General features: G+C 50.8%; 19 protein-coding genes and 1 tRNA gene. 2 read left to right on the top strand and 18 right to left on the bottom strand.

The genetic code is table 11. The features are described 5' to 3' along the window. Positions 1–263 precede the first annotated feature (263 nt). The gene (locus CWE06_RS10760; protein ID WP_126794002.1) at positions 264–1,121 is read right to left on the bottom strand and encodes a hypothetical protein; all 858 of its coding nucleotides are present in this window, start codon (positions 1,119–1,121) and stop codon (positions 264–266) included. A gap of 183 nt (positions 1,122–1,304) precedes the next feature. Further along, entirely contained in the window at positions 1,305–1,583 is a 279-nt protein-coding gene (locus CWE06_RS10755; protein ID WP_126793999.1) for a helix-turn-helix domain-containing protein, read from the bottom strand. A gap of 115 nt (positions 1,584–1,698) precedes the next feature. Between CWE06_RS10755 and CWE06_RS10750 the strand changes: the two genes are divergently transcribed. Continuing rightward, a complete protein-coding gene (locus CWE06_RS10750; protein ID WP_126793996.1) occupies positions 1,699–2,022 on the top strand; it encodes a hypothetical protein in 324 nt (107 codons plus the stop codon). A gap of 331 nt (positions 2,023–2,353) precedes the next feature. Here the strand turns inward: CWE06_RS10750 and CWE06_RS10745 are convergent, their stop codons facing one another. From CWE06_RS10745 to asnA, 14 genes are all read right to left on the bottom strand, one after another. Next, on the bottom strand, positions 2,354–3,064 hold the full coding sequence (locus CWE06_RS10745; protein WP_126793993.1) for a zinc ribbon domain-containing protein: 711 nt from the start codon (positions 3,062–3,064) through the stop codon (positions 2,354–2,356). A gap of 165 nt (positions 3,065–3,229) precedes the next feature. Beyond that, positions 3,230–3,320 (bottom strand) — tRNA-Ser (locus CWE06_RS10740). Positions 3,321–3,399: 79 nt separating this feature from the next. Next, positions 3,400–4,695, bottom strand: a complete 1,296-nt coding sequence (locus CWE06_RS10735) for a proton-conducting transporter transmembrane domain-containing protein (protein ID WP_126793990.1) — start codon at positions 4,693–4,695, stop codon at positions 3,400–3,402. A 127-nt stretch (positions 4,696–4,822) separates the two neighbouring features. Next, positions 4,823–6,322, bottom strand: coding sequence for a complex I subunit 5 family protein (locus CWE06_RS10730; RefSeq protein ID WP_126793987.1), 1,500 nt, complete (start codon positions 6,320–6,322; stop codon positions 4,823–4,825). After that, entirely contained in the window at positions 6,319–7,758 is a 1,440-nt protein-coding gene (locus CWE06_RS10725; RefSeq protein ID WP_126793985.1) for a complex I subunit 5 family protein, read from the bottom strand. Before CWE06_RS10725 ends, CWE06_RS10730 begins: the two co-directional genes overlap by 4 nt. Beyond that, complete coding sequence (locus CWE06_RS10720) at positions 7,755–8,054, bottom strand: NADH-quinone oxidoreductase subunit K (RefSeq protein WP_126793982.1); 300 nt, start codon at positions 8,052–8,054, stop codon at positions 7,755–7,757. The genes CWE06_RS10725 and CWE06_RS10720 overlap by 4 nt, the downstream gene beginning before the upstream one ends. Beyond that, positions 8,051–9,094 carry a hydrogenase subunit MbhD domain-containing protein gene (locus tag CWE06_RS10715; RefSeq protein WP_126793979.1) on the bottom strand — a complete coding sequence of 348 codons (1,044 nt, stop codon included), beginning with the start codon at positions 9,092–9,094 and terminating at the stop codon, positions 8,051–8,053. Before CWE06_RS10715 ends, CWE06_RS10720 begins: the two co-directional genes overlap by 4 nt. Continuing rightward, positions 9,081–9,389: a monovalent cation/H(+) antiporter subunit G gene (mnhG, locus tag CWE06_RS10710; protein WP_126793976.1), complete on the bottom strand. Its 309-nt coding sequence runs from the start codon at positions 9,387–9,389 to the stop codon at positions 9,081–9,083. The genes CWE06_RS10715 and mnhG overlap by 14 nt, the downstream gene beginning before the upstream one ends. After that, complete coding sequence (locus CWE06_RS10705) at positions 9,376–9,738, bottom strand: MrpF/PhaF family protein (protein WP_157981171.1); 363 nt, start codon at positions 9,736–9,738, stop codon at positions 9,376–9,378. The genes mnhG and CWE06_RS10705 overlap by 14 nt, the downstream gene beginning before the upstream one ends. Then, positions 9,735–10,277, bottom strand: coding sequence for a Na+/H+ antiporter subunit E (locus CWE06_RS10700; RefSeq protein WP_126793970.1), 543 nt, complete (start codon positions 10,275–10,277; stop codon positions 9,735–9,737). The genes CWE06_RS10705 and CWE06_RS10700 overlap by 4 nt, the downstream gene beginning before the upstream one ends. Positions 10,278–10,288: 11 nt before the next feature. Continuing rightward, positions 10,289–10,747, bottom strand: a complete 459-nt coding sequence (bfr, locus tag CWE06_RS10695) for a bacterioferritin (protein WP_126793967.1) — start codon at positions 10,745–10,747, stop codon at positions 10,289–10,291. 8 nt (positions 10,748–10,755) lie between these two features. Then, positions 10,756–11,220, bottom strand: a complete 465-nt coding sequence (gene bfr, locus CWE06_RS10690) for a bacterioferritin (RefSeq protein WP_126793965.1) — start codon at positions 11,218–11,220, stop codon at positions 10,756–10,758. Between the two features lie 237 nt (positions 11,221–11,457). Next, positions 11,458–11,691 (bottom strand): bacterioferritin-associated ferredoxin, encoded by a 234-nt coding sequence (locus CWE06_RS10685; protein WP_126793962.1) that lies wholly within the window; start codon positions 11,689–11,691, stop codon positions 11,458–11,460. 70 nt (positions 11,692–11,761) lie between these two features. After that, positions 11,762–12,727, bottom strand: coding sequence for an aspartate--ammonia ligase (gene asnA, locus CWE06_RS10680; RefSeq protein WP_126793959.1), 966 nt, complete (start codon positions 12,725–12,727; stop codon positions 11,762–11,764). Positions 12,728–12,884: 157 nt separating this feature from the next. Between asnA and asnC the strand changes: the two genes are divergently transcribed. Then, positions 12,885–13,331 carry a transcriptional regulator AsnC gene (gene asnC, locus CWE06_RS10675; protein ID WP_126793956.1) on the top strand — a complete coding sequence of 149 codons (447 nt, stop codon included), beginning with the start codon at positions 12,885–12,887 and terminating at the stop codon, positions 13,329–13,331. Positions 13,332–13,434: 103 nt separating this feature from the next. Here the strand turns inward: asnC and CWE06_RS10670 are convergent, their stop codons facing one another. Further along, entirely contained in the window at positions 13,435–14,856 is a 1,422-nt protein-coding gene (locus CWE06_RS10670; protein ID WP_126793954.1) for an FAD-dependent oxidoreductase, read from the bottom strand. Further along, positions 14,856–19,367, bottom strand: a complete 4,512-nt coding sequence (gltB, locus tag CWE06_RS10665; RefSeq protein ID WP_126793951.1) for a glutamate synthase large subunit — start codon at positions 19,365–19,367, stop codon at positions 14,856–14,858. Before gltB ends, CWE06_RS10670 begins: the two co-directional genes overlap by 1 nt. Positions 19,368–19,475: the final 108 nt, after the last annotated feature.

Below are 19,475 nucleotides of genomic sequence, written 5' to 3'. Positions count from 1 at the left end.
CTCACGCCATTGCTCGCGGGTTCGATGTACTCGACTCATAGTGCTATCACCTTTTAAGATAAACCTGGTGGTAGCCTATGGTTTCAAACTATGGCTGAATAGGTGTGGTTGACGTTACGCTTACCTTGTAGAGTTTAAATACTCTGAAGATCTAAGCTTATCTACTCTTAGGGAAAAATTGAGTTTATTAGGGTTGGTCTGATTTTAGTTTTACCGACTCCCACCCACGACACTGGCTCTTCGCTGTTCGCTTCGCTCACGACTCAGAGATATCGTGGTTGGTCATCGGTGTCAGTTTTATATTTAAGAACCATTGAAGTTAGAAAGCCGTCGTTTTTATCAAGTTCTTGGTCTAAATGCTCATTGATTACCAAAATTGAATGGAGCCTAGACCGAAGCGTGGCATCTTCAAGTATTTCCTCTACATTAGGAAATACCCTAGAGACACTGTAAGTAAGGTTATTGAGTTTATTGCCTTCTTCAAGAAAATGATGCACCTTACCTCCCAAGCTAAGGTAATGCAGAAAATCAGTTCCGATCATCAGTAGCAAATTAGCAAATCCATTTAGCTCATCTAGAGACTTCTGATTCTTATTTACTTGATTCAGATACTCTAAGTCTCTTTGCTCTAACACTTCTGAAGCAAGCTTCGACTGGTATTGACCGTATCTATCTAAGTCAAGCTCGCCACCTTCACCACGCTTTAGCATTTCATACTTCTCTAACTCATCTAGTCGTTTGAAGTCTTTAGTCAACTTTTCATGGAGGGCACGTAACTGAAATAACCTCTCATTTTGGCTTACGATACTTTGGTTAGCTTTAGCTGTTTGTTCGAGACTCTTAGCGCTTTTTACAAGCTCTACCATCTGTAGACGCAAGGTTTTCCAGAAAATCACCAGTGAAACTACAGCTACTAATGGAGTTATTAAAGCCCCAATAAAAACTCCAAAATCAAGATAATCTTTAGGTTCATTACTCAGCACCCAGTTTTGGTCATGCCCCTCATAAGCGAAGTAATACAATGCAACACCAACTGCTAAAACTGCTACTAATCCAGTAAGCGTTATGAGCCAGAATAAACCTGTTTGCTTGAGGTGCTTCTCTATGTTGTTGGTTGGCAATGTAAATCCTCCCTAACCTAAATGCTATCCAGTCAAACCAGAAACCCTAACAAAGCCTTGAGCCATCATACTGGCTTGGACTCTCGAGGATTGAACTTTTAACTTTGACCTAAATACTAAAGTTAACTTTTTGGATCTGTATGGCTTGTTATGACCTCAACTCTATAATCCATCATGTTATACTTAATCTTGCCTTACAAGCCGTCTGAGCTCTTCCTGCTTAGCCATATAGGTACTTGAGTATCTGTAGTTACGGCCGAAACCAGTGTTGTACTGGTTCGGAAATATTTCATCGATCTGCCTACCTAAAATCTTTGCTATAGCAGCTGCTATTAAAAGAGATTTAGATCTACCATTAACTACCTTAGAAACCAAACTCGGAGATTTACCTAATGTCTCGGCAATCATTGTAAGACTGAACCCCATTTCTGTTATCTTTTGCTTGATCTCATTAGCATCCATGTTCTTCTTCCCTCAATTCGTTGGTTAATATATAGTCAGCTTGATTACAAGTTTCAGTAGTAGCGAAGCGCCTTTTGTAACGAAACGTTTGTTACCGAAAACTTAAGGATTAGATATGAAAAGATTACTACTGTTGGTTACTATTTTACTACCGCTTTTTTTGGTTCAGTCTCAAGCTGAGCAATCAGTTGAGAGCACTCATCAGACAGTCCAAGTTGTTGCCGAAGCGCTGGAGGCGTGTGGTGATGCTATAGAAAAGTCAGATATTGAAGTAAAGGTTGGAGGAATCGCAGAGCTTTTTCAGGTAGATAATGGCTTTACAGGTCTTCAAAGTCCACGTTGTTGTAAAGTATGTACGAAGGGTAAAGCTTGCGGTGATAGTTGTATTGCAAGGAATAAGACGTGCCACAAAGGTCGAGGCTGTGCTTGCAATGGCTAGTATTCAAATGAAAAACATCTGAGCCAATAACACTCAAAAGCCTAGGTATAAAAGCTCCTCTATGGAGCTTTTATATTATTTAATGATTTGACCTGATTCAACTTTCGGGTTTTCAAAATTTCTAGATCAAGGGACGATGGTAGTATGTTTAGTTGGAGTGAACACACTAAGGGAATCCCCCCCCACACGATACTCGAAAATTGAATAAGTCAGGATACCCCCCGATTTTTCTGACAATCTAGAGCTCTTGCCAGTAAGACCAACATCGATGAGGCATCTCTAACGGTTTGATTGGATTGTTGAGTCGTTCATAAAGTGCTCGCAAATTAATTCACTTAGCGATGCTACCGCACTGAGTGCGAGCTTGTTCTATTGCAGCAGCAGAGCCTGTGAGATTAATCTCGAAATGAACGTTATCTTGTCTATGCCAATTAAGTTCAATAAGGAACGTGTTGCTCTGAATTATTCTCGGTGTGATTCGTTTTGGCTCTGAAAAATGCAGAAACGAAGATCCCCACCTCTGGGTCAAGACTACATCTACAACACTTTCGTTAAATCTGGCTCTAGTTTTAATACGATTAAACCCATCTAGTAGCTCAGTACGATTTAGGTTAGGGGTGCTTGAGAATCCCAAAAATATCCATTCGCTATCGGATGTACATCCAAAACCAAGCCAAGCTTCTGTACTATGATAAGGAAACGACATAGCACGAAGTGGCTTTGTCTTAGTTGATATAGCAAAGACCGAAACATCACCTGTCATTGCATCCTCAGACCTTGTTACTCTAAAGTTAGAAGGAGGCTGAGATGAGGCTACAGGTTCTGATGCTGTTGATGTTTGGTTCGGTGAAGAGTCAGAAGATCTAGATGATGATGGGGCTTGCGTATCCGCAAATATATTAATAAGAAATAGAAGAAGTACAGTCCATCCTAGCCATGAAAAAACTGAAGTTTTCTTTTTAACAGGGGCTCCGCAGTTAGGACACTTTTTTGCTGACTTACTTACTTGATGGTTACATTCATGGCAATTAATTAAGGCCATATATCCTCCTTGAATCGCTGTTTGAGAACAACCTACAACTTTAAAAAAGGAATGGCAAATTAAACGTTATCTATAAAGTGAGGACGATTTGACGGTTTGCTTGGCGGTTTTTTCTTTGGTTGGATTTGCCGTAGCCCTTATAAATAAAGGCTACGGCTTATTATATGGCGGATAGGGAGGGATTCGAACCCTCGATACGGGGTTACCGTATACACACTTTCCAGGCGTGCGCCTTCAGCCGCTCGGCCACCTATCCTGCAAGCCGCGCTATGTTAGGGAATTCGGCGCGAGGAATCAAGAAAAAGCCGTGAATATTTGCTGCATTGCAGAAAAAATCAACGTTTTTGCCACAGCAAATAAGCGTAGCGGAGCATGAGTGCAGTGGTTGCGAGTGCGCCGTAGCTGAAGGCAGCGTAGAGGATGCCTACTGGCAGGTCGGCGAGGACGGCTTTGAATAGGTCTTTGGCGTAGGCACCGCTCGACCATGGCACGCCGATGAGGTTTAACGCGGCGACGGTGAGCACCACGGCGACGACGGTTAATCCTACGCCAGATGCAGCTTTGCGCCATGCAACCCCAAGAAACAGCAAGCCTTTATTGACGCCGTGATGGCTGGCGAAAATGACCATGGCGGCGAGCACGAGGGCGGCGCTATCGGGATAGCGTAGGGCGACGCCGAGCATCAGTGTGAGCATGCCCATTTGGCTGATGCTGGAGTAGGCGAGTACGGTTTTCGCTTTGCCGCTGAAGACGCCAACCACGCCTGCACCCCAAGCTCCGATGAGTCCGAGTAGGATTGCGGCGCTGGCGAGCGGGGCGATATTTGCCTGGGGCTCGCTGAGATTGCCGATGGGTAGCGTGAGCAGCCAGCCGACGAGTCCGGCCTTGATCATGGCGCCACTTAAGACGGCGCTGGCCGGAGTGGGCGCGACGGGGTGGGCAAGTGGCAGCCACCAGTGCACGCCGGCGAGGCCAGCTTTGACGCCGAAGCCGATAAAGAGTGCGGTTGCGATGCTGAGGCCATGGTCGCTACTGACGATGCCTTGCGGTAATTCTTGCAGCAGTGGCGTATGTTCGCTGCCTACGCTTGCTGCTGCGGAAATAAGTCCCGCGAGTAAAAATGCTTCGCCGATGACGGCCATAATAATGTACACCTTGCCGGCTTTGAGAGCGGAAGGCGTTTCGTCGTGGATGACGAGGCCATAGGCAGCAAAGGTCATGAGCGCGAAAAACAAGTAAAACGAGGCGATGTCGTTGGCGACGAGTAAGCCGAGGTTGCCGGTGAGCGTGAGCAGCCAGCAGCGGAGGAAGCGTGCTGCGTGAGGTTTGGCTTTTGTTTTTGCGGCCGGAGAAAAATCTCGTGCGGCAAAAATCCCGGCGAAACTCCATAGCGCTGCGGTCATTAAGAGTAGCGGCGCTAGCTGTGGTTTGAGCGACCAATCGAGGCCGAGAAAGATGCTGGCCGATTCGATATGGAGAGCGCTGCTGGGTATGAGTTCCGAGATCATGCTCATGAGCGTGATAATGCCGATCGGAATTGGCGCCGCGATAAGCAACCACAAGCGACGCCGAGCGTTCTGCTCAGTGACCGTGCAAGCCCCTAAAAACGCGAAGAATATCGTTAGCAGCATGAAGCCTCCTCATTCCAGCCCCGGTTCGCAATGGCATTCCAGCTACGGTCCGCAATGGCATTCCAGCCCCGGTCCGCAATGCGATTCCAGCTACGGTCCGCAATGCGATTCCAGCTACGGTCCCTAATCATGGCAGGTACTCCCGGACGGAGATGAGTGTGGCCCAGGTGAGTGGGCTCCACGGGTGCGACGCGAGGAGGCCGGCGGCGATGGTAAACGCCATGGTGGCGAGTGTTGGGAATAGCAGCCATGGGTCGGTTTCGAAGCGGGCGGCTGGGATTTGCTCGTCTGGCCACGCGCCGCGCACGGGTTTGAACCAGAGGCGATAAAGAATCGGTAAAAAATAGGCTGCGTTGAGGGCGCTACTGAGCACCAATACGCCTAGCGCCCAGGCCATGCCGGCTTCGAGGGCGCCGATGCCGAGGTACCATTTGCTGATGAAACCTGCGGTCGGCGGTAGGCCTATCATGCCGAGCGCGCCGATGGTAAAGGCGAGGCTGGTGCCGGGCATGCGTTTGCCGACCCCGTCGAGTTCGTCGATTCGATGAATGCCTAACGTTTCTGCATAGTTACCGGCGGCAAAGAATAAGGTGACCTTCATGATGCCCTGATGCAGTAGGTGCACGAGACCACCGATGGAGCCGATGGGGCCGAACAAGGCGACGCCGAGGGCGATGTAGGAGACTTGGCTGACGGTCGAATATGCAAGTCGTTTTTTCAGTTCCATTTGCCGCAGCGCTTGCATGGAGCCCCAAATAATGGTGATTGCGGCGAGAATTCCGAGTGGTAAAAGTACGCCTATTTGTGCTGAAAATTCAATGCCATAGACGTTGTAAACAATGCGAATAATGCCGAATGCCCCGGCTTTGACAACGGCAACGGCGTGCAGCAATGCAGACACTGGCGCGGGCGCGACCATGGCGACCGGTAGCCATCCATGAAACGGCACAAAAGCGGCTTTGACCCCGACGCCGATGATGAGAACGACGAAGATCGCAGCCAGAGTGCGAGGATCGAGGCTGGTGGCGGCACGTAAGGTGCCGGTTTCAGCGAATTCGCCGACTTGCGGGCCAGCGTAGCTATATAAAAGTACCACACCGAGGAGCAGCATGGCGCCACCGCCGAGGGTGTAACGCAAATAGGTGCGACCGGCGGTGAGCGAAGCTTGCGTGCCGCGATGAACCACGAGTGGGTAGGTTGAGAGCGTTAACATCTCGAAGAAAATCAAGAAGGTAAAGAGGTTCCCGGCGAGGGATATGCCCATGGTGCTGGCGACACACAAGCTGAAAAAACCGAAGAAACGGCTGCGGTGCGGTGAGCCTTCGAGGTAGCCGATGGCGTAAATCGTGGTGAACAGCCAGAGTACCGAGCTGAGGCCGGCGAAGAGCATGGAGAGCGAGTCGGCGCGGAGGACGAAATCGATGCCGGGGACCAGTGTGAAGCGGGTTTCGAACAGCTCTTGTTGATAAATGCCGAACACCATCCACGCCACTAAGCCAATTTTTACGAGGGCTGCGGTGATGTTAAGGGTGCTGCGCAAGCGCTGTTTGGCGTCGGGCACGAGGAAAATAATTAGCGACGCGATCAGCGACGTGCCTAACACGGCAACTGGTAGCCAGGCGTTCATGATTGCACCCCCGGAACGAGTTCCATGAGAGTGAGTGGCCACTGACTGACGAAGCCAAGCAAAATGGCGGCTGCGGCAAGGGTGAGGGCACTGACGTCGAGGAGCCAGTGGGTCGGCGCAAATTTATGTCGGGCTTCTTCGATAAACGACACGCTGAAAACGCGAAAAACGTAGGCCGCGGTGAGAAGGCCGCCGCCCAAAATGAAGATGAACCACCACCATTGGCCGCTGCTCAGCGCGCTTTGCAAGAGTAGCCACTTGGCGTTGAAGCCGCCACTAGGGGGCAGCCCCATGAGGCTGACGGCGCTCAAACCGAATGAGAACAAGGCCAGCGGCACGCGATGACTGACGCCAGCGAGATCTTTGATGCCTTGATGACCGATGGCGAGCACGAGTGTGCCGACGCTGAGGAACATGGCGGCTTTGGCGAAAGCGTGGGCGAGTAAATGCAGCACTGTGCCTTGCCAGGCAAGCTCTGCAGCGGCCGCGCTGGTGCCGATACTGAGCGGAAAAACGAACATGAGGTAGCCAAGTTGGGCGACCGTTGAATAGGCCACGAGCATTTTAATGTCGGGTTGGCGGAATGCGCACCAACTTCCCCACAGAATGGCGCCGGCACCAAGTGCACCAAGGACTTGCGCGGCGGCTGGAGAGATGGCGTCGGGCGCAAGTTGCAACCAAAGTACCGCTAGAATATAGAAACTGGCTTTGACGACCAGTGCGGAAAGCAGCGCGCTGACCGGTGCGAGCGCGCCACCGTGGGCGGGCGGCAACCAGTAATGCAGCGGGAATATGGCGGTTTTCATCAGCAAGCCGACGGTCATGAGGGCGAGTGCGACTTGCGTGGGAGCGTCGCTGGTGCTGATGAGTGCGATTTCTTGAATCGATAGGGTGCCGTACTGGCCGTAAAGCAGCGCGACGCCGGCTAAGTAGCCGAGTGAGCCAAGCAGTGCGGCGAATAAATAGCGGATGGCGGCTTGCAGCGACGCTTTGTTGGCAGTGAGCGCGACCATGCCGACGGCGCTGAAAGTGAGTAGTTCGAGGCCGACGTAGAGGTTGAAAAGGTCGCCCGACAGCCAAATGCCGTTGAGCGACGCCAGTAAGAACCAGAATAATGGCCAAAAATAGCGTTGTTCGTGCTCGTAACGTTTTAGGTAAATGAGGGCGTAAACGGCGCAAACAATGGCGATGAAGGCGGTGAGTGTGAGCAAGGTCACCGTGAAACCATTGGCGTGCAGGGCGATTCCGAGAGGTGCTTCCCAACTGCCAAGCGCATAGTCGCTGGCGCCGTGTTTGTAGGTATGAACGCTGAGCTGAATGCTGGCGATAAGCTGCAGTACTAGCCCGGGAATGGCGATGGCTTTAATCGGCAGGCGCGGCAGCAGCACGCTGAGTAGCGCGAAAACTAGCGGAATAATGAGCAGCAGAGGGATCATGGCTGTCCCCCTTTGAGCACAAATTTGCGGATGAGGACGAGCGCGAGTGCGGTGGCGGCGACTGCGACCACGATGCCGGTGAGGACGAGTGCCTGTGGCACGGAATCGGGACCGTGTTGATATTGCGCCAAGCCGACCATGATGAGGAACACGCCTGAACCCATGATATTGAATGCTAACAGTTTTTTGATTAGCTGCCGGCTAGTGATGAAGGCTCCGAGGGCGAGTACTAGCAAGACCGCACCGACGATTGCGTACCAAAAGTCTGTGTTGAAAGCTTCCAGCCAGAGCGTCATTGGTCGCCGCCTTTGTTGGTTTCGGCATTAGGGCCCGTAGCTGGAATGGCATTCCGGACCGGGGCTGGAATGCGGGGCCGGGGTGCCTGAATAAAAAGGCTAAGTAAAATCAAGCCGATAGAAATTGTCAGCATAAACTCAATGAGAAGTATCAAAGTGCCTTCCCAGCCAGCTGGATAAGTTAAGAAGGGCTTACCCGTGAGCATTGGACTTACTGCGACGATGAGGAAAATAAAGACCCCAAGCGTGAGACCTAGACGCAGAATGGTTGTCACCCGGGCAGCGATATCTATCTGACCGAGCCGTGCAAGTACACCAGCCGCAGCAATAAGTGCGCCGGCTTGAAACGCACCGCCGGGTCGAGTCGAGCCAGCCCAGAGGACGAATATAGCGGTGATTAACAAAAGTGGGAGTAAAAGCCGCACGAGACTCGTGAGCAAAGCTGGCGGCTCGGATAGTTTTGACTGGCCCTCGTCAGAGGTTGCATTAGCACTAGTAGTAACTCGTTCGCGCAGTCCGATACCGATGACAATGGCGACTAAAAGCACGGCAACTTCGAGCAGTGTGTCGTAACTGCGGAAATTCAGCAGCACAGCTGTGATGCCATGACTGACGCCGCTGTAGGCAATATTCGCCTCAACGACTGTGACCAAGTTATGGTGTGGTGCGGGCATTTTCAAAGTGTTGAACAAACTCCAGGCCAACAAACCGGCGGCGGAAATGCAGGCGATGAGTGCGAGGACGTTTGCTGCCCACTGCCTGCTTATGTCCGGCAGCTGCGAACTACTTCGTGGATTGATGTCCTGTTCGTGTTGTCGGAAGACGCCGAGGGTATCGAGCAATAATACGCCGGTAATGCCGGCTCCTATGGCAGCCTCGGCCAATGCTAAATCGGGCGCTTGCAAGCGCAACCAGGTCAGTGCGAGTAGGATGCCGAAGGTTACGAATAGTACGACCGCGCGAAAGAGATCTTCGCTGCGAAACACGCCGATGGCGGCAATGATTAGGCCTAGGCCAAGAGCAAGGTCAAACCACATCATGGTCTTTAAACTCCTTACTCTTTTTAATGTGCTGATTTGCAACAAGAAATGCAGAAACAGAGCTTGCTGCAAGAATTAATACCCAACAAACAATGAGTTTGGCAATATCGGCAGCAGTGCTCATTGATGGGATTAAACCGATAACGATAAAACCAAGCCCTAAATTATCCGCTTTCGTGAGTGCATGAATACGAGTTAATACGTCGGGAAATCGCAGTAACCCAATGGTTCCTATAAGAAAAAATAAGCAGCCGATCGTGATAAATAGCGTCTGGAAAATGTTAAGGAGCGTCATGTTTGTGCTCCTCTGATTTTGCCTGCTCGCATTGCGGACCGTAGCTGGAATGGGATTGGTTCTCGCCCGAAGGGACGGGACTGGAATGCGGTGAATTAAAGCGGCGGACGAATGCGATCATGGCTACTGCCGCAAGCAATGCGAGTACTAGGGCAACGTCGAGAACTCCAGCAACATCAGGCATGGCAACGGCTAAGAGGACGACGAGCGCCACGCCGGTGGTACCGAACAGTTGAGCTGCAAGCATTCGGTCGGCAGATTCAGGTCCGCGCCAGATGCGCCAAAGCCCGGCTAACAAGCTGAAAAGAAGGACAATCGCGGCGGAGATTATCACACCATGAAAACTCATTTCGCCTCCTTTTCTTTTCCTGCTTCGCATTCCAGCCCCGTCCCTTCGGGCGAGCACGAATGCGATTCCAGCCCCGGTCCGAAAAGACGAGTGATGACCGTTTCGGTCTGCAGCAGGCTTTCCTTAAGGTTTTCCGAAGTATCAAGGACATGAAGCGTAATTGTATTGGCGTGTAAAGATGCAGAAAGCGTGCCGGGCAATAAGCTAATTACTCCCGCAAAGAACGTTTGCGGTCGACCAGCGGGCAGCTGCATTTTATATTCGATTAAGCCTGGATTAAGCGGGAGTTTTGGATGCAATGTGCGATAGGCAACATCGAACCCCGCTAATATGGAACGAGATGCGAAATGCCACAAAAATTCAGGAATGGCGCTGAAATGTAGCGAATGCCGGCTATTTTCGAGTTTAACTGCGATTGCAGAGGCCACGAAGATCACCGGCACACCAAACCACCAGCTGTACGCAACTCCTCCGGTTAGGAGCCACCAAAACAGCGAAAATACAATGACATAGAGAAAGCTGCGCCTCAGCGTTTGCATAAGCGCGCCCTTTACATCATGGCCTGCAAATATCTTTCAAGGCCGAGGCGGCTGATGAGTTGTAACTGTTGGCGTAGCCAATACGCATGATCTTCTTCGGTGTCACGAAGAATACTAACAAGCATATCGCGACTTACAAAATCATGATTTTTCTCACAAAGTTCTATAGCTTCTTTGAGTTCGCTCGCATTTTTGCGTTCTAATTCGAGGTCGGCTGCGATCATTTCTGGCACAGTATCAGCGTCCGGTAGCGGGTGTCGCGTTTCCATGTCAGGCTTGCCGCCCAATAGTAAAATGCGCTCAATTAGCATTTTTGCATGTCCGCGCTCGTCTTCCGCCTCATGTGCGATGCGCGCGTGCAACTTACTGAACCCCCAGTCTTCATAGTATTCAGAGTGCTGCGTGTATTGGTCGATGGAGGTTAGTTCCCAAGCCAAAAGGCCATTTAATGCTTTGATAATACTAGACATTTTGCCCCCTACAGCTGACGTTGGAGATAATTTTCAATACCGATCGTATCAATCAAGCTACATTGCGTGTCGAGCCAGTCTTGATGATTTTCCTGTTGCTCCAAAATATCCGCAAGCATTTGACGACTAACGAAATCTTTCTCCGCCTCACAGACACTAATGGCGTCTCGAATATAACGAATGTCTTCACTTTGGAGTTTATCGTCGAGCTTCAACATCTCGTGCGGCTCTTCACCGATGTAAAGTTTGCTGAGCTCTTGCAAATTCGGTAGGCCGTCGAGCAGCAAAATTCGCTCAATGACTTCGTCGGCATGCTTCATTTCTTTAATCGAAGCTTTGTAAATGTGATCGTTTAGCTCGGCAAAACCCCAGTTCTTGAACATACGTGCATGCAAGAAATATTGATTAATGGCTGTAAGCTTTCGGGTCAGAACTTTATTGAGAGCAGCGATAACTGTCGAATTTCCACGCATGAACCATACTCCTACACGAAGATTGTATAGGTTTAGGGTAGTAGAAATTACTTAAATAGTAAAATGTTAGCGTTTCAGCTACGGTCCGGAATGGCATTCCAGCTACGGTCCGGAATGGCATTTCAGCTACGGTCCGGAATGGCATTCCAGCTACGGTCCGGAATGGCGTTCCAGCTACGGTCCGGAATGGCATTCCAGCTACGGTCCCTACCGGGCGCGCAGAATGAGCGAGCGGAATTAGTAGGCGATGTCGACTTCGAGGGTGCCTTGAGGGCTGGGGACATAGACATGGACGACGTCGGCGCGAGCGTGCAGTGCCTCGTGCAAAACATCGCGGGCGCAGCATGTACATTTACCGCATTGCGAACCGACACCGAACTGCTGGCGCAGATCGCGGATTGAGCGAGCACCTTCGTCGACGGCCTTGCGGATTTGCTTGTCAGTTACACCTTTACATAGACAAACGTACATAATGACACCATTTCTTCGTGAATATGGTGTCATTTAAACACAAATAAGAATGATTATCAATCACCCGTTTTTACAGGATTCCAGCGAAGCGTTCGCGCGTGGTTGGACACCAAACGCTATGCTGCACACAGCCAATATGCGGTTGCTGCATCATCCACATACATAGGCGGGACTGGCCGATACCACCGCCAATAGTTTGCGGTAGCTGACCAGCGAGTAGTTTTTGGTGCCAAGGTAACTGTGCGTTGTCGGCCTTTCCGGCGATCTGCAATTGGCGAATTAGTGCAGCGCGGTCGACTCGAATGCCCATAGAGCTCAATTCGAGTGACTGTTCGAGGATGGGGTTCCACACCAAAATATCACCGTTTAGCGACCAGTCGTCATAGTCCGGCGCACGCACATCGTGACTTTTTCCGTCACCGAGAGCGCCACCAATGTTCTGAACAAATACTGCACCGAATTCGCGAGCTGCCTCATGTTCTCTGGCCTTAGAAGTTAGTGACGGATAACTTAAGCGAAGCTCTTCACTTGTCAGAATTTTAATTTTTTCTGGTACGTGAAGTTCCGGAGCATCAAATTGCGACTGGTACAGGCTCAAGGTTTTTCTTAACGCGCTATAAATAGCTGCAACTGTTTGGTGCAAGGTTTTCTGGTCGCGAGCCTGGTCCGCGATGACTTGCTCCCAGTCCCATTGGTCGACGTACACCGAATGAATGGGCGAAAGTTGCTCCTCATCTGGACGTAACGCTTTCATTTGCGTAACAATTCCTTCGCCGGCAGTAAATTCATATTGCGCTAACAACTGCCGTTTCCACTTCGCTAAAGAGTGCACGACTTCAAACGATTGCTGTAACGACCGAACGGGCACCTGAACAGCTTGCTCGTATCCGGAGAGCGTGTCCTGAGTGCCGTCTAGCGGGTCAGTTAGAATTGGCGCTTGCACCTCCACGAGATTCAAAGCACGGCAAAGCTCATCGGTAAACGTAGTGCGAATAAAACGAATTTCGTGCTGCTTGGTCAGAAATTTTGCTTTCATAATGAGCTCCTTGTTGTCGTTGTTCTATTTATCGTCATTTTGATATTTTAATCAATAGCGTTTGGCAAGAAGTCGATTTGTGTTAAATTTATTCTGTTCAAAATGAATATAAATAGATATTTTCTATTTGTGTTTCGATAAACAGGGGCTAGGTTAAATGATCGATAATTTAGATAAAAACATCATTAATGCATTGACTGAAAATGCGCGGTTATCCTATGCCGAAATAGCGAAAGACAATGGTGTGTCGCCAGCGACCGTGCATGTTCGAGTAGAAAAGTTGCGAAAGGCAGGCGTAATAACGGGTGCGCGAACGACGGTTGATGCACGTAAACTTGGCTACGACATCACCTGCTTCATTGGCATAATTTTGCGGCAGGCGGGTGATTATCCTACTGCATTGAAAAAACTAGAAAATTTACCAGAAGTAACAGAAGCCTATTACACCACAGGGCAATATAGCGTGCTGATCAAAGTCATGGTGCGCAATATCGATGATTTGCAGAAGCTACTTATTGAGCGGCTTCAGGTTATTGAAGAGATTCAATCAACCGAGACCTTAATCTCATTACAGGCTCCAATCCAGCGTAGTATCAGGGCTTAGCTGTGTGCATAGCGGATCGTGGGGATTGGGGACCGTAGCTGGAATGGCATTCCAGCCCCGGTCCGCAATGGCATTCCAGCCCCGGTCCGCAATGGCATTCCAGCTACGGTTCGGAATGAAGATAGTCGAGGATGCCGTTGGCGGCAGCGCGGCCTTCAGCGATGGCGGTGACGACTAAATCGGCGCCACGAACCATGTCGCCGCCGGCGAATATCTTCGGATTGCTGGTTTGCATAGGGAAGTGAGCATGCTCTCCAGAGGTTTCGACGAGCGACCAATCATTAAGTTTGACGCCATGTTCTGCGAGCCATGCAGGCGGATTTGCTTGATAGCCGAAGGCGAGAATGACAGCGTCGGCAGGCATGACAAACTCGGAATCCGCAACCGGTTTTGGACGACGGCGACCGGCGGCATCAGCGGGGCCAAGTTCGGTGCGCACGAAGCGAACGCCGGTCACGACACCTTTTTCGGCAACGACTTCTAATGGCTGCACATTGAATTCAAACTCGACGCCCTCGTCGCGCGCGTGTTGCACTTCTTTGCGCGAGCCTGGCATGTTTTCGGCGTCGCGCCGGTATGCGCACACAACCGATGTGGCTTGCTGCCGTACCGCGGTGCGCACGCAGTCCATGGCGGTATCGCCGCCGCCGAGTACGACGACGCGTTGGTTCGCGAGCGACAAATAGGGGTAGTCTGACATGGGCGCGGCCATGAGCTCAGCGGTGTTGCCGATTAAGTAACGTAGTGCAGGAATGACCCCTTGCGAATCGAGCCCTGGAAGGCCGCCGTCAACTGCTTTATATGTGCCAAGGGCGAGAAAAACTGCATCGTACTCTTGGGTAAGAGATTGAAAATCGGTGTCTTTTCCAATCTCGCAATTGAGTTCAAACGCAATCCCCATGGCTTCAAAAATTTCTCGGCGACGAGTCATGACCGATTTTTCGAGCTTAAAAGCGGGGATGCCGAAGGTTAGCAAGCCGCCGATTTCGGGGTATTTGTCGTAAACTACGGCGTCGATTCCGTTGCGTGCGAGAACGTCTGCGCAGGCTAAACCGGCCGGTCCGGCGCCGATAATCGCAACGCGTTTGCCGAGTTTTTCGACACCTGAAACGTCTGGCCGCCAGCCCATTTCAAAGGCTGTGTCGTTAATATACTTCTCAATTGCACCAATAGTGACAGCGCCAAAGTCGTCGTTCAGCGTACAGGCGCCTTCGCAAAGGCGATCTTGCGGGCAAACTCGACCGCAAACTTCCGGTAAGCTATTGGTTTGATGCGATAATTCGGCCGCTTCAATGATTCGCCCAGCCTGCGCTAGCTCGAGCCATTGCGGTATATAGTTGTGTACCGGGCACTTCCACTCGCAATATGGATTACCACAGTCAAGGCAGCGGTCTGCTTGGGCTGCGACTTGTTCTGTCGGCATGACATCATGTACTTCAACAAACTCGATTTTTCGTTGTTGAAGCGATTTTTTCGGCGGCTCGGCACGGCCAACATCAAGAAATTGATAGATATTCTGCGCCATTACATCACCTCCACGCGAATTGAATCGGTTGAACGTGGGCGGTGGCCAAGAAGATCTTCAAGCTCCCTCGCTTTCGGTTTCACTAAGCGGAACTTAGGCAGCCATTCGCTAAAGTTTGCGAGGATTTGACGTGAGCGCTCACTACCCGTATGTTCCATATGTTCATATATAAACCCGCGCAAATGCTCTTGTAAAATCGGTTTGGCAATCGGCAGAACTTCGATCAATTCAGCGTTGATTTTTTCCGAAAAATTCTCATTCCCATCAAGGATATACGCCATACCACCGGTCATTCCCGCACCAAAATTGATGCCTGTTTCGCCGAGAATAACGACCACGCCGCCGGTCATATACTCACACCCGTTATCGCCAATGCCTTCGACAACGGCGATGGCGCCGCTATTCCGTACGCCGAAACGCTCACCGGCAATACCGGCAGCATATAAACGCCCGCCAGTTGCACCGTAAAGGCAGGTATTGCCCATGATCACCGACTCGTGTGATGCATAGGTTGCTTCAGCCGGTGGCTTGATGCTGATGCGGCCACCGGCCATACCTTTGCCGACGTAGTCGTTGGCGTCGCCGGTGAGGTAGAGGTGCAGACCTGGCGCGTTCCAAACGCCGAAACTTTGACCAGCTGTGCCAGTGCAGTAAATCTTAATGGGGCTGCCCGCCAAGCCTTGTAAACCGTGAGTTTTGGCTATAAAACCAGAAAGTGTTGCACCGACTGAGCGATCGTCATTTCTTAATGTTGTGCTAAATTCACGGCTTTCACGGTTTACTACAGCAGAATGGCACATTTCTAGAAGTTCTCGGTTTTTCTCACCTTTATCGTGTGGGTTGTTTTTCTCTATATTAAACAAAGGTTTTTGTGATTTAACCGAAGCAGAGTCCAGAAGTGGCTGAAGGTCGATTTTTTCCTGCTTAAGCGTCAATGGCTCAGCTATTTTCTCGAGCAAATCCGTACGGCCTATAAGGTCTGTAATGTCCTCGACATTAAGTTCATTAAGGTAGTGCTCCACTTCAGCGCAAAGTAGGTAAAAGTAGTTCTCTACTTTCTCAGGTAGGCCGCTAAAGTATTGCTGGCGAAGTGCGGCGTCTTGCGTCGCAATTCCCGTTGCGCAGTTGTTTAAATGACAGATTCTTAAGTACTTACAGCCAAGCGCTATCATTGGCGCAGTACCGAAGCCAAAACTCTCGGCACCGAGAATCGCGGCTTTGATGATGTCGAGGCCGGTTTTTAATCCACCGTCGACTTGAAGCTTTACTTTATGCCGTAAGCCATTGATTACTAATGCTTCGTGCACTTCGGCCAGGCCTAATTCCCACGGCGAGCCGGCATATTTTACCGAGGTTAGCGGGCTGGCGCCGGTGCCACCGTCATAACCAGCGACGGTGATTAAGTCGGCGTACGCTTTGGCAACACCGGTAGCGATAGTGCCGATTCCCGGCTCCGAAACGAGTTTGACGGAAACGAGAGCTTCTGGATTGACTTGTTTGAGGTCGAAAATGAGCTGTGCGAGATCTTCGATTGAATAGATGTCGTGGTGCGGCGGCGGCGAAATAAGGGTGACGCCAGGCACGGAATAGCGCAGTTTCGCAATTTCCGCGGTGACTTTTTCGCCGGGCAATTGCCCACCTTCGCCCGGCTTAGCGCCTTGTGCAATCTTGATTTGCAGCACGTCGGCGTTAACTAAATAGTGCGGCGTGACGCCAAATCGACCGGACGCGACTTGTTTGATTCTGGAGTTCTTCAAGGTGCCGAAGCGTTTCGGATCTTCACCACCTTCACCGCTGTTCGAATGCCCGCCCAACTTATTCATGGCAATGGCCAGCGCCTCGTGCGCCTCCGGACTTAGCGCCCCAATTGACATTGCCGCCGTATCGAAGCGCTTCAGAAGTGATTGCGGACCGGGGCTAGAATGAAGCTCAACCGGAGCAGGGGCTTTCACGGCGAGGAGGTCACGCAACATGGCGACCGGCCGGTTATTCACAGCCCGACAAAACTCCAAATAAGCAGCAGTGTCGCGGCTTGCAACCGCGCGCTGTAAAGTGGTGACAACCTCGGGGTTGTAAGCATGGTATTCACCACCGTCGACATACTTCAATAAACCACCATGATTCAGTGGCTTACGTGGAAGCCAGGCGATCTTGTGAAGGCGCTGTAGATCTTGGGTGAAGTCCTCAAAGCATGCTCCGCCGATACGCTTGTGGCAGACCGGAAAGCACAGTGACTGAATTTTGTCTGAAATTCCAACGAGTTCGAATAAACCAGCACCTCGATAACTGGCCACACAGGAAATCCCCATTTTCGACATAATCTTCAGGAGGCCTTTGTTTATACCGTTCCGGTAGTTATCAACAGCTTGTCGCACGGGTATGTTCAGCGCATTCCGGCCCCGGTCCGCAACGCCATTTCGGCCCCGGTCCGCAACGCATAGCTGCTCGATGGTTTCGTAGGCGAGAAATGGGTAAACCGCGGTGGCGCCAAGGCCAACAAGAACTGCGATATGGTGCGAATCGCGGGCTGCGGCAGTTTCGACAATGATATTGGCGTCGCAGCGTAACTGTTTGGTAACTAGACGATTTTGAACAGCACCAGTCGCCATGGCGACCGGAATTGGCAACTCGTTTTTGGAAATGGCTCGGTCGGAGAGGATAACAATTACCACGCCGTCTTCTTTGACGGCAGCTTCAACCGTGTCGCAAAGTGCTAGAAGTGCTTGCTCTAGGCTTTGAATAGAAGGGTCGAACTGTAGCGAGAAGACGCGATATTTATAATGTTCATCGTCTAAATTTTTCAATTGTTTCAAGTCGGTATACATGAGCACCGGGCTATCGAAAAGTACGCGATGTGCGTAACCCGATGTTTCATTGAACATATTTTGTTCGCGACCAATACAAGTAGCCAACGACATCACATGGCGTTCACGAATTGGGTCGATAGGCGGATTGGTTACTTGGGCAAACTGTTGGCGGAAATAATCGAACAACAATCGAGGCTGACTCGAAAGCACGGCGACGGGCGTATCGTCGCCCATACTGCCAGTGGCTTCTTGACCGTCAATCGCAAGCACTTGAATAACCTGATTTATTTCTTCGCGGCTATAAAAAAACTGTTTATGGAACACGGCCATTTGTTCATCAGTAAAGGCACGCTGGCCGATTAATTCTGCCTCGCACTCGCTGAATGGTGTGAGTCGGCGGATATGCGCGTCGAGCCATTCGCGGTATGGATGGCGGGCTTGCAGGTCTTCGTCGATTTGCTTGCTGCGCCAGATCTTGCCGTTGTAAGTGTCAACCGCAAGCATTTCACCGGGGCCAAGTCGTCCCTTTTCGACGACGTCCGCTGGCGCGTAATCCCAGGTGCCAACTTCCGATGCAACCGTAATGTGTTGGTCACGCGTAATCACATAGCGGGCGGGGCGCAAGCCATTGCGGTCGAGGCTGCAAGCGACATGCCGGCCGTTGCTCAAGACTACGCCAGCGGGGCCGTCCCATGGCTCCATGTGCATGGAATTAAATTCGTAAAAGGCGCGCAAATCGGGGGCCATCGTCGGATCGCCTTGCCATGCTGGGGGAATTAATAGGCGCATTGCGCGGAACAAATCCATGCCGCCAGCCAATAAAAGTTCGAGCATATTATCGAGCGAACTCGAGTCCGAGCCTTGCTCGCCAACGAATGGTGCGGCGTCATTCAGGTCAGGTAAAAGTGGCGAGCGCATTTTATAGCTGCGCGCTTTTGCCCACTGTCGATTGCCGGCAATGGTATTAATTTCACCATTGTGGGCAAGAAATCGAAATGGCTGTGCGAGCGGCCAACGAGGCTGTGTATTGGTCGAAAATCGCTGATGAAAGACGCATATCGCGGTTTTTAGACGCTCATCGTTGAGATCTTTATAAAAGTTGGCAAGGTCTTTCGGCATCATCAAGCCTTTGTAGACCATGACTAAACACGACAAAGAAACTACATAAAAATCAGGATGTTGGCTAAGTCTTTTCTCGGCACGTCGGCGTGCCATGTAGAGGCGGCGCTCGAGATCTTTCTTGCGCCAACCAGGTTGTGCCGACACAAAAACTTGTTCGATGTGCGGGCGAGTCGATGCAGCGATTTCGCCAAGCACCTGATTATCCACAGGAACTTTTCGCCAGCCATGTACGGTTAAAGTTTCTCGTTGTAGTTCTTCTTCGAGGACCTGCTTCTCTTGCGCGCGAAGACTTTCATCTAAGCTGGTAAAGCATTGACCAACCGCATATTTTTTTCCAAGTTGCCAACCATTTTCTTTTGCTACTGTGCGAAAGAAGGAGTCGGGTAACTGCATGAGGAGGCCGCAACCGTCACCGGTTTTACCATCAGCACCGATAGCGCCTCGGTGCATCATGCGGTCAAGGGCAGTGATGGAACGCTGCAAAAGAGTATGACTTGCCTCGCCCTGCAGATGCGCAATCAGCCCAAAGCCGCAGTTATCGCGGACTTGGTTTGCGGCCGTTGGCGCAGTGTAGAGAGACATAGACAACTCCTTCCAGTTTGTATACCTCGCTACAACTTAACAGAAAATATACATATGGCGCTATAAATGGGGTGAATGGCAGGTATATTTGCATTGCGGACCGGGGCT

It is taken from the genome of Aliidiomarina haloalkalitolerans, assembly GCF_003987315.1.
In the GTDB taxonomy this organism is placed as follows: domain Bacteria; phylum Pseudomonadota; class Gammaproteobacteria; order Enterobacterales; family Alteromonadaceae; genus Aliidiomarina; species Aliidiomarina haloalkalitolerans.
This window is presented reverse-complemented; position numbering and strand designations above follow the sequence as displayed.

Coding starts and splice junctions, on each gene's coding strand:
- CWE06_RS10755 (WP_126793999.1), bottom strand. CDS start 1,583: ATGGATGCTAATGAGATCAAGCAAAAGATAACAGAAATGGGGTTCAGT.
- CWE06_RS10750 (WP_126793996.1), top strand. CDS start 1,699: ATGAAAAGATTACTACTGTTGGTTACTATTTTACTACCGCTTTTTTTG.
- CWE06_RS10745 (WP_126793993.1), bottom strand. CDS start 3,064: ATGGCCTTAATTAATTGCCATGAATGTAACCATCAAGTAAGTAAGTCA.
- CWE06_RS10735 (WP_126793990.1), bottom strand. CDS start 4,695: ATGCTGCTAACGATATTCTTCGCGTTTTTAGGGGCTTGCACGGTCACT.
- CWE06_RS10730 (WP_126793987.1), bottom strand. CDS start 6,322: ATGAACGCCTGGCTACCAGTTGCCGTGTTAGGCACGTCGCTGATCGCG.
- CWE06_RS10725 (WP_126793985.1), bottom strand. CDS start 7,758: ATGATCCCTCTGCTGCTCATTATTCCGCTAGTTTTCGCGCTACTCAGC.
- CWE06_RS10720 (WP_126793982.1), bottom strand. CDS start 8,054: ATGACGCTCTGGCTGGAAGCTTTCAACACAGACTTTTGGTACGCAATC.
- CWE06_RS10715 (WP_126793979.1), bottom strand. CDS start 9,094: ATGATGTGGTTTGACCTTGCTCTTGGCCTAGGCCTAATCATTGCCGCC.
- mnhG (WP_126793976.1), bottom strand. CDS start 9,389: ATGACGCTCCTTAACATTTTCCAGACGCTATTTATCACGATCGGCTGC.
- CWE06_RS10705 (WP_157981171.1), bottom strand. CDS start 9,738: ATGAGTTTTCATGGTGTGATAATCTCCGCCGCGATTGTCCTTCTTTTC.
- CWE06_RS10700 (WP_126793970.1), bottom strand. CDS start 10,277: ATGCAAACGCTGAGGCGCAGCTTTCTCTATGTCATTGTATTTTCGCTG.
- bfr (WP_126793967.1), bottom strand. CDS start 10,747: ATGTCTAGTATTATCAAAGCATTAAATGGCCTTTTGGCTTGGGAACTA.
- bfr (WP_126793965.1), bottom strand. CDS start 11,220: ATGCGTGGAAATTCGACAGTTATCGCTGCTCTCAATAAAGTTCTGACC.
- CWE06_RS10685 (WP_126793962.1), bottom strand. CDS start 11,691: ATGTACGTTTGTCTATGTAAAGGTGTAACTGACAAGCAAATCCGCAAG.
- asnA (WP_126793959.1), bottom strand. CDS start 12,727: ATGAAAGCAAAATTTCTGACCAAGCAGCACGAAATTCGTTTTATTCGC.
- asnC (WP_126793956.1), top strand. CDS start 12,885: ATGATCGATAATTTAGATAAAAACATCATTAATGCATTGACTGAAAAT.
- CWE06_RS10670 (WP_126793954.1), bottom strand. CDS start 14,856: ATGGCGCAGAATATCTATCAATTTCTTGATGTTGGCCGTGCCGAGCCG.
- gltB (WP_126793951.1), bottom strand. CDS start 19,367: ATGTCTCTCTACACTGCGCCAACGGCCGCAAACCAAGTCCGCGATAAC.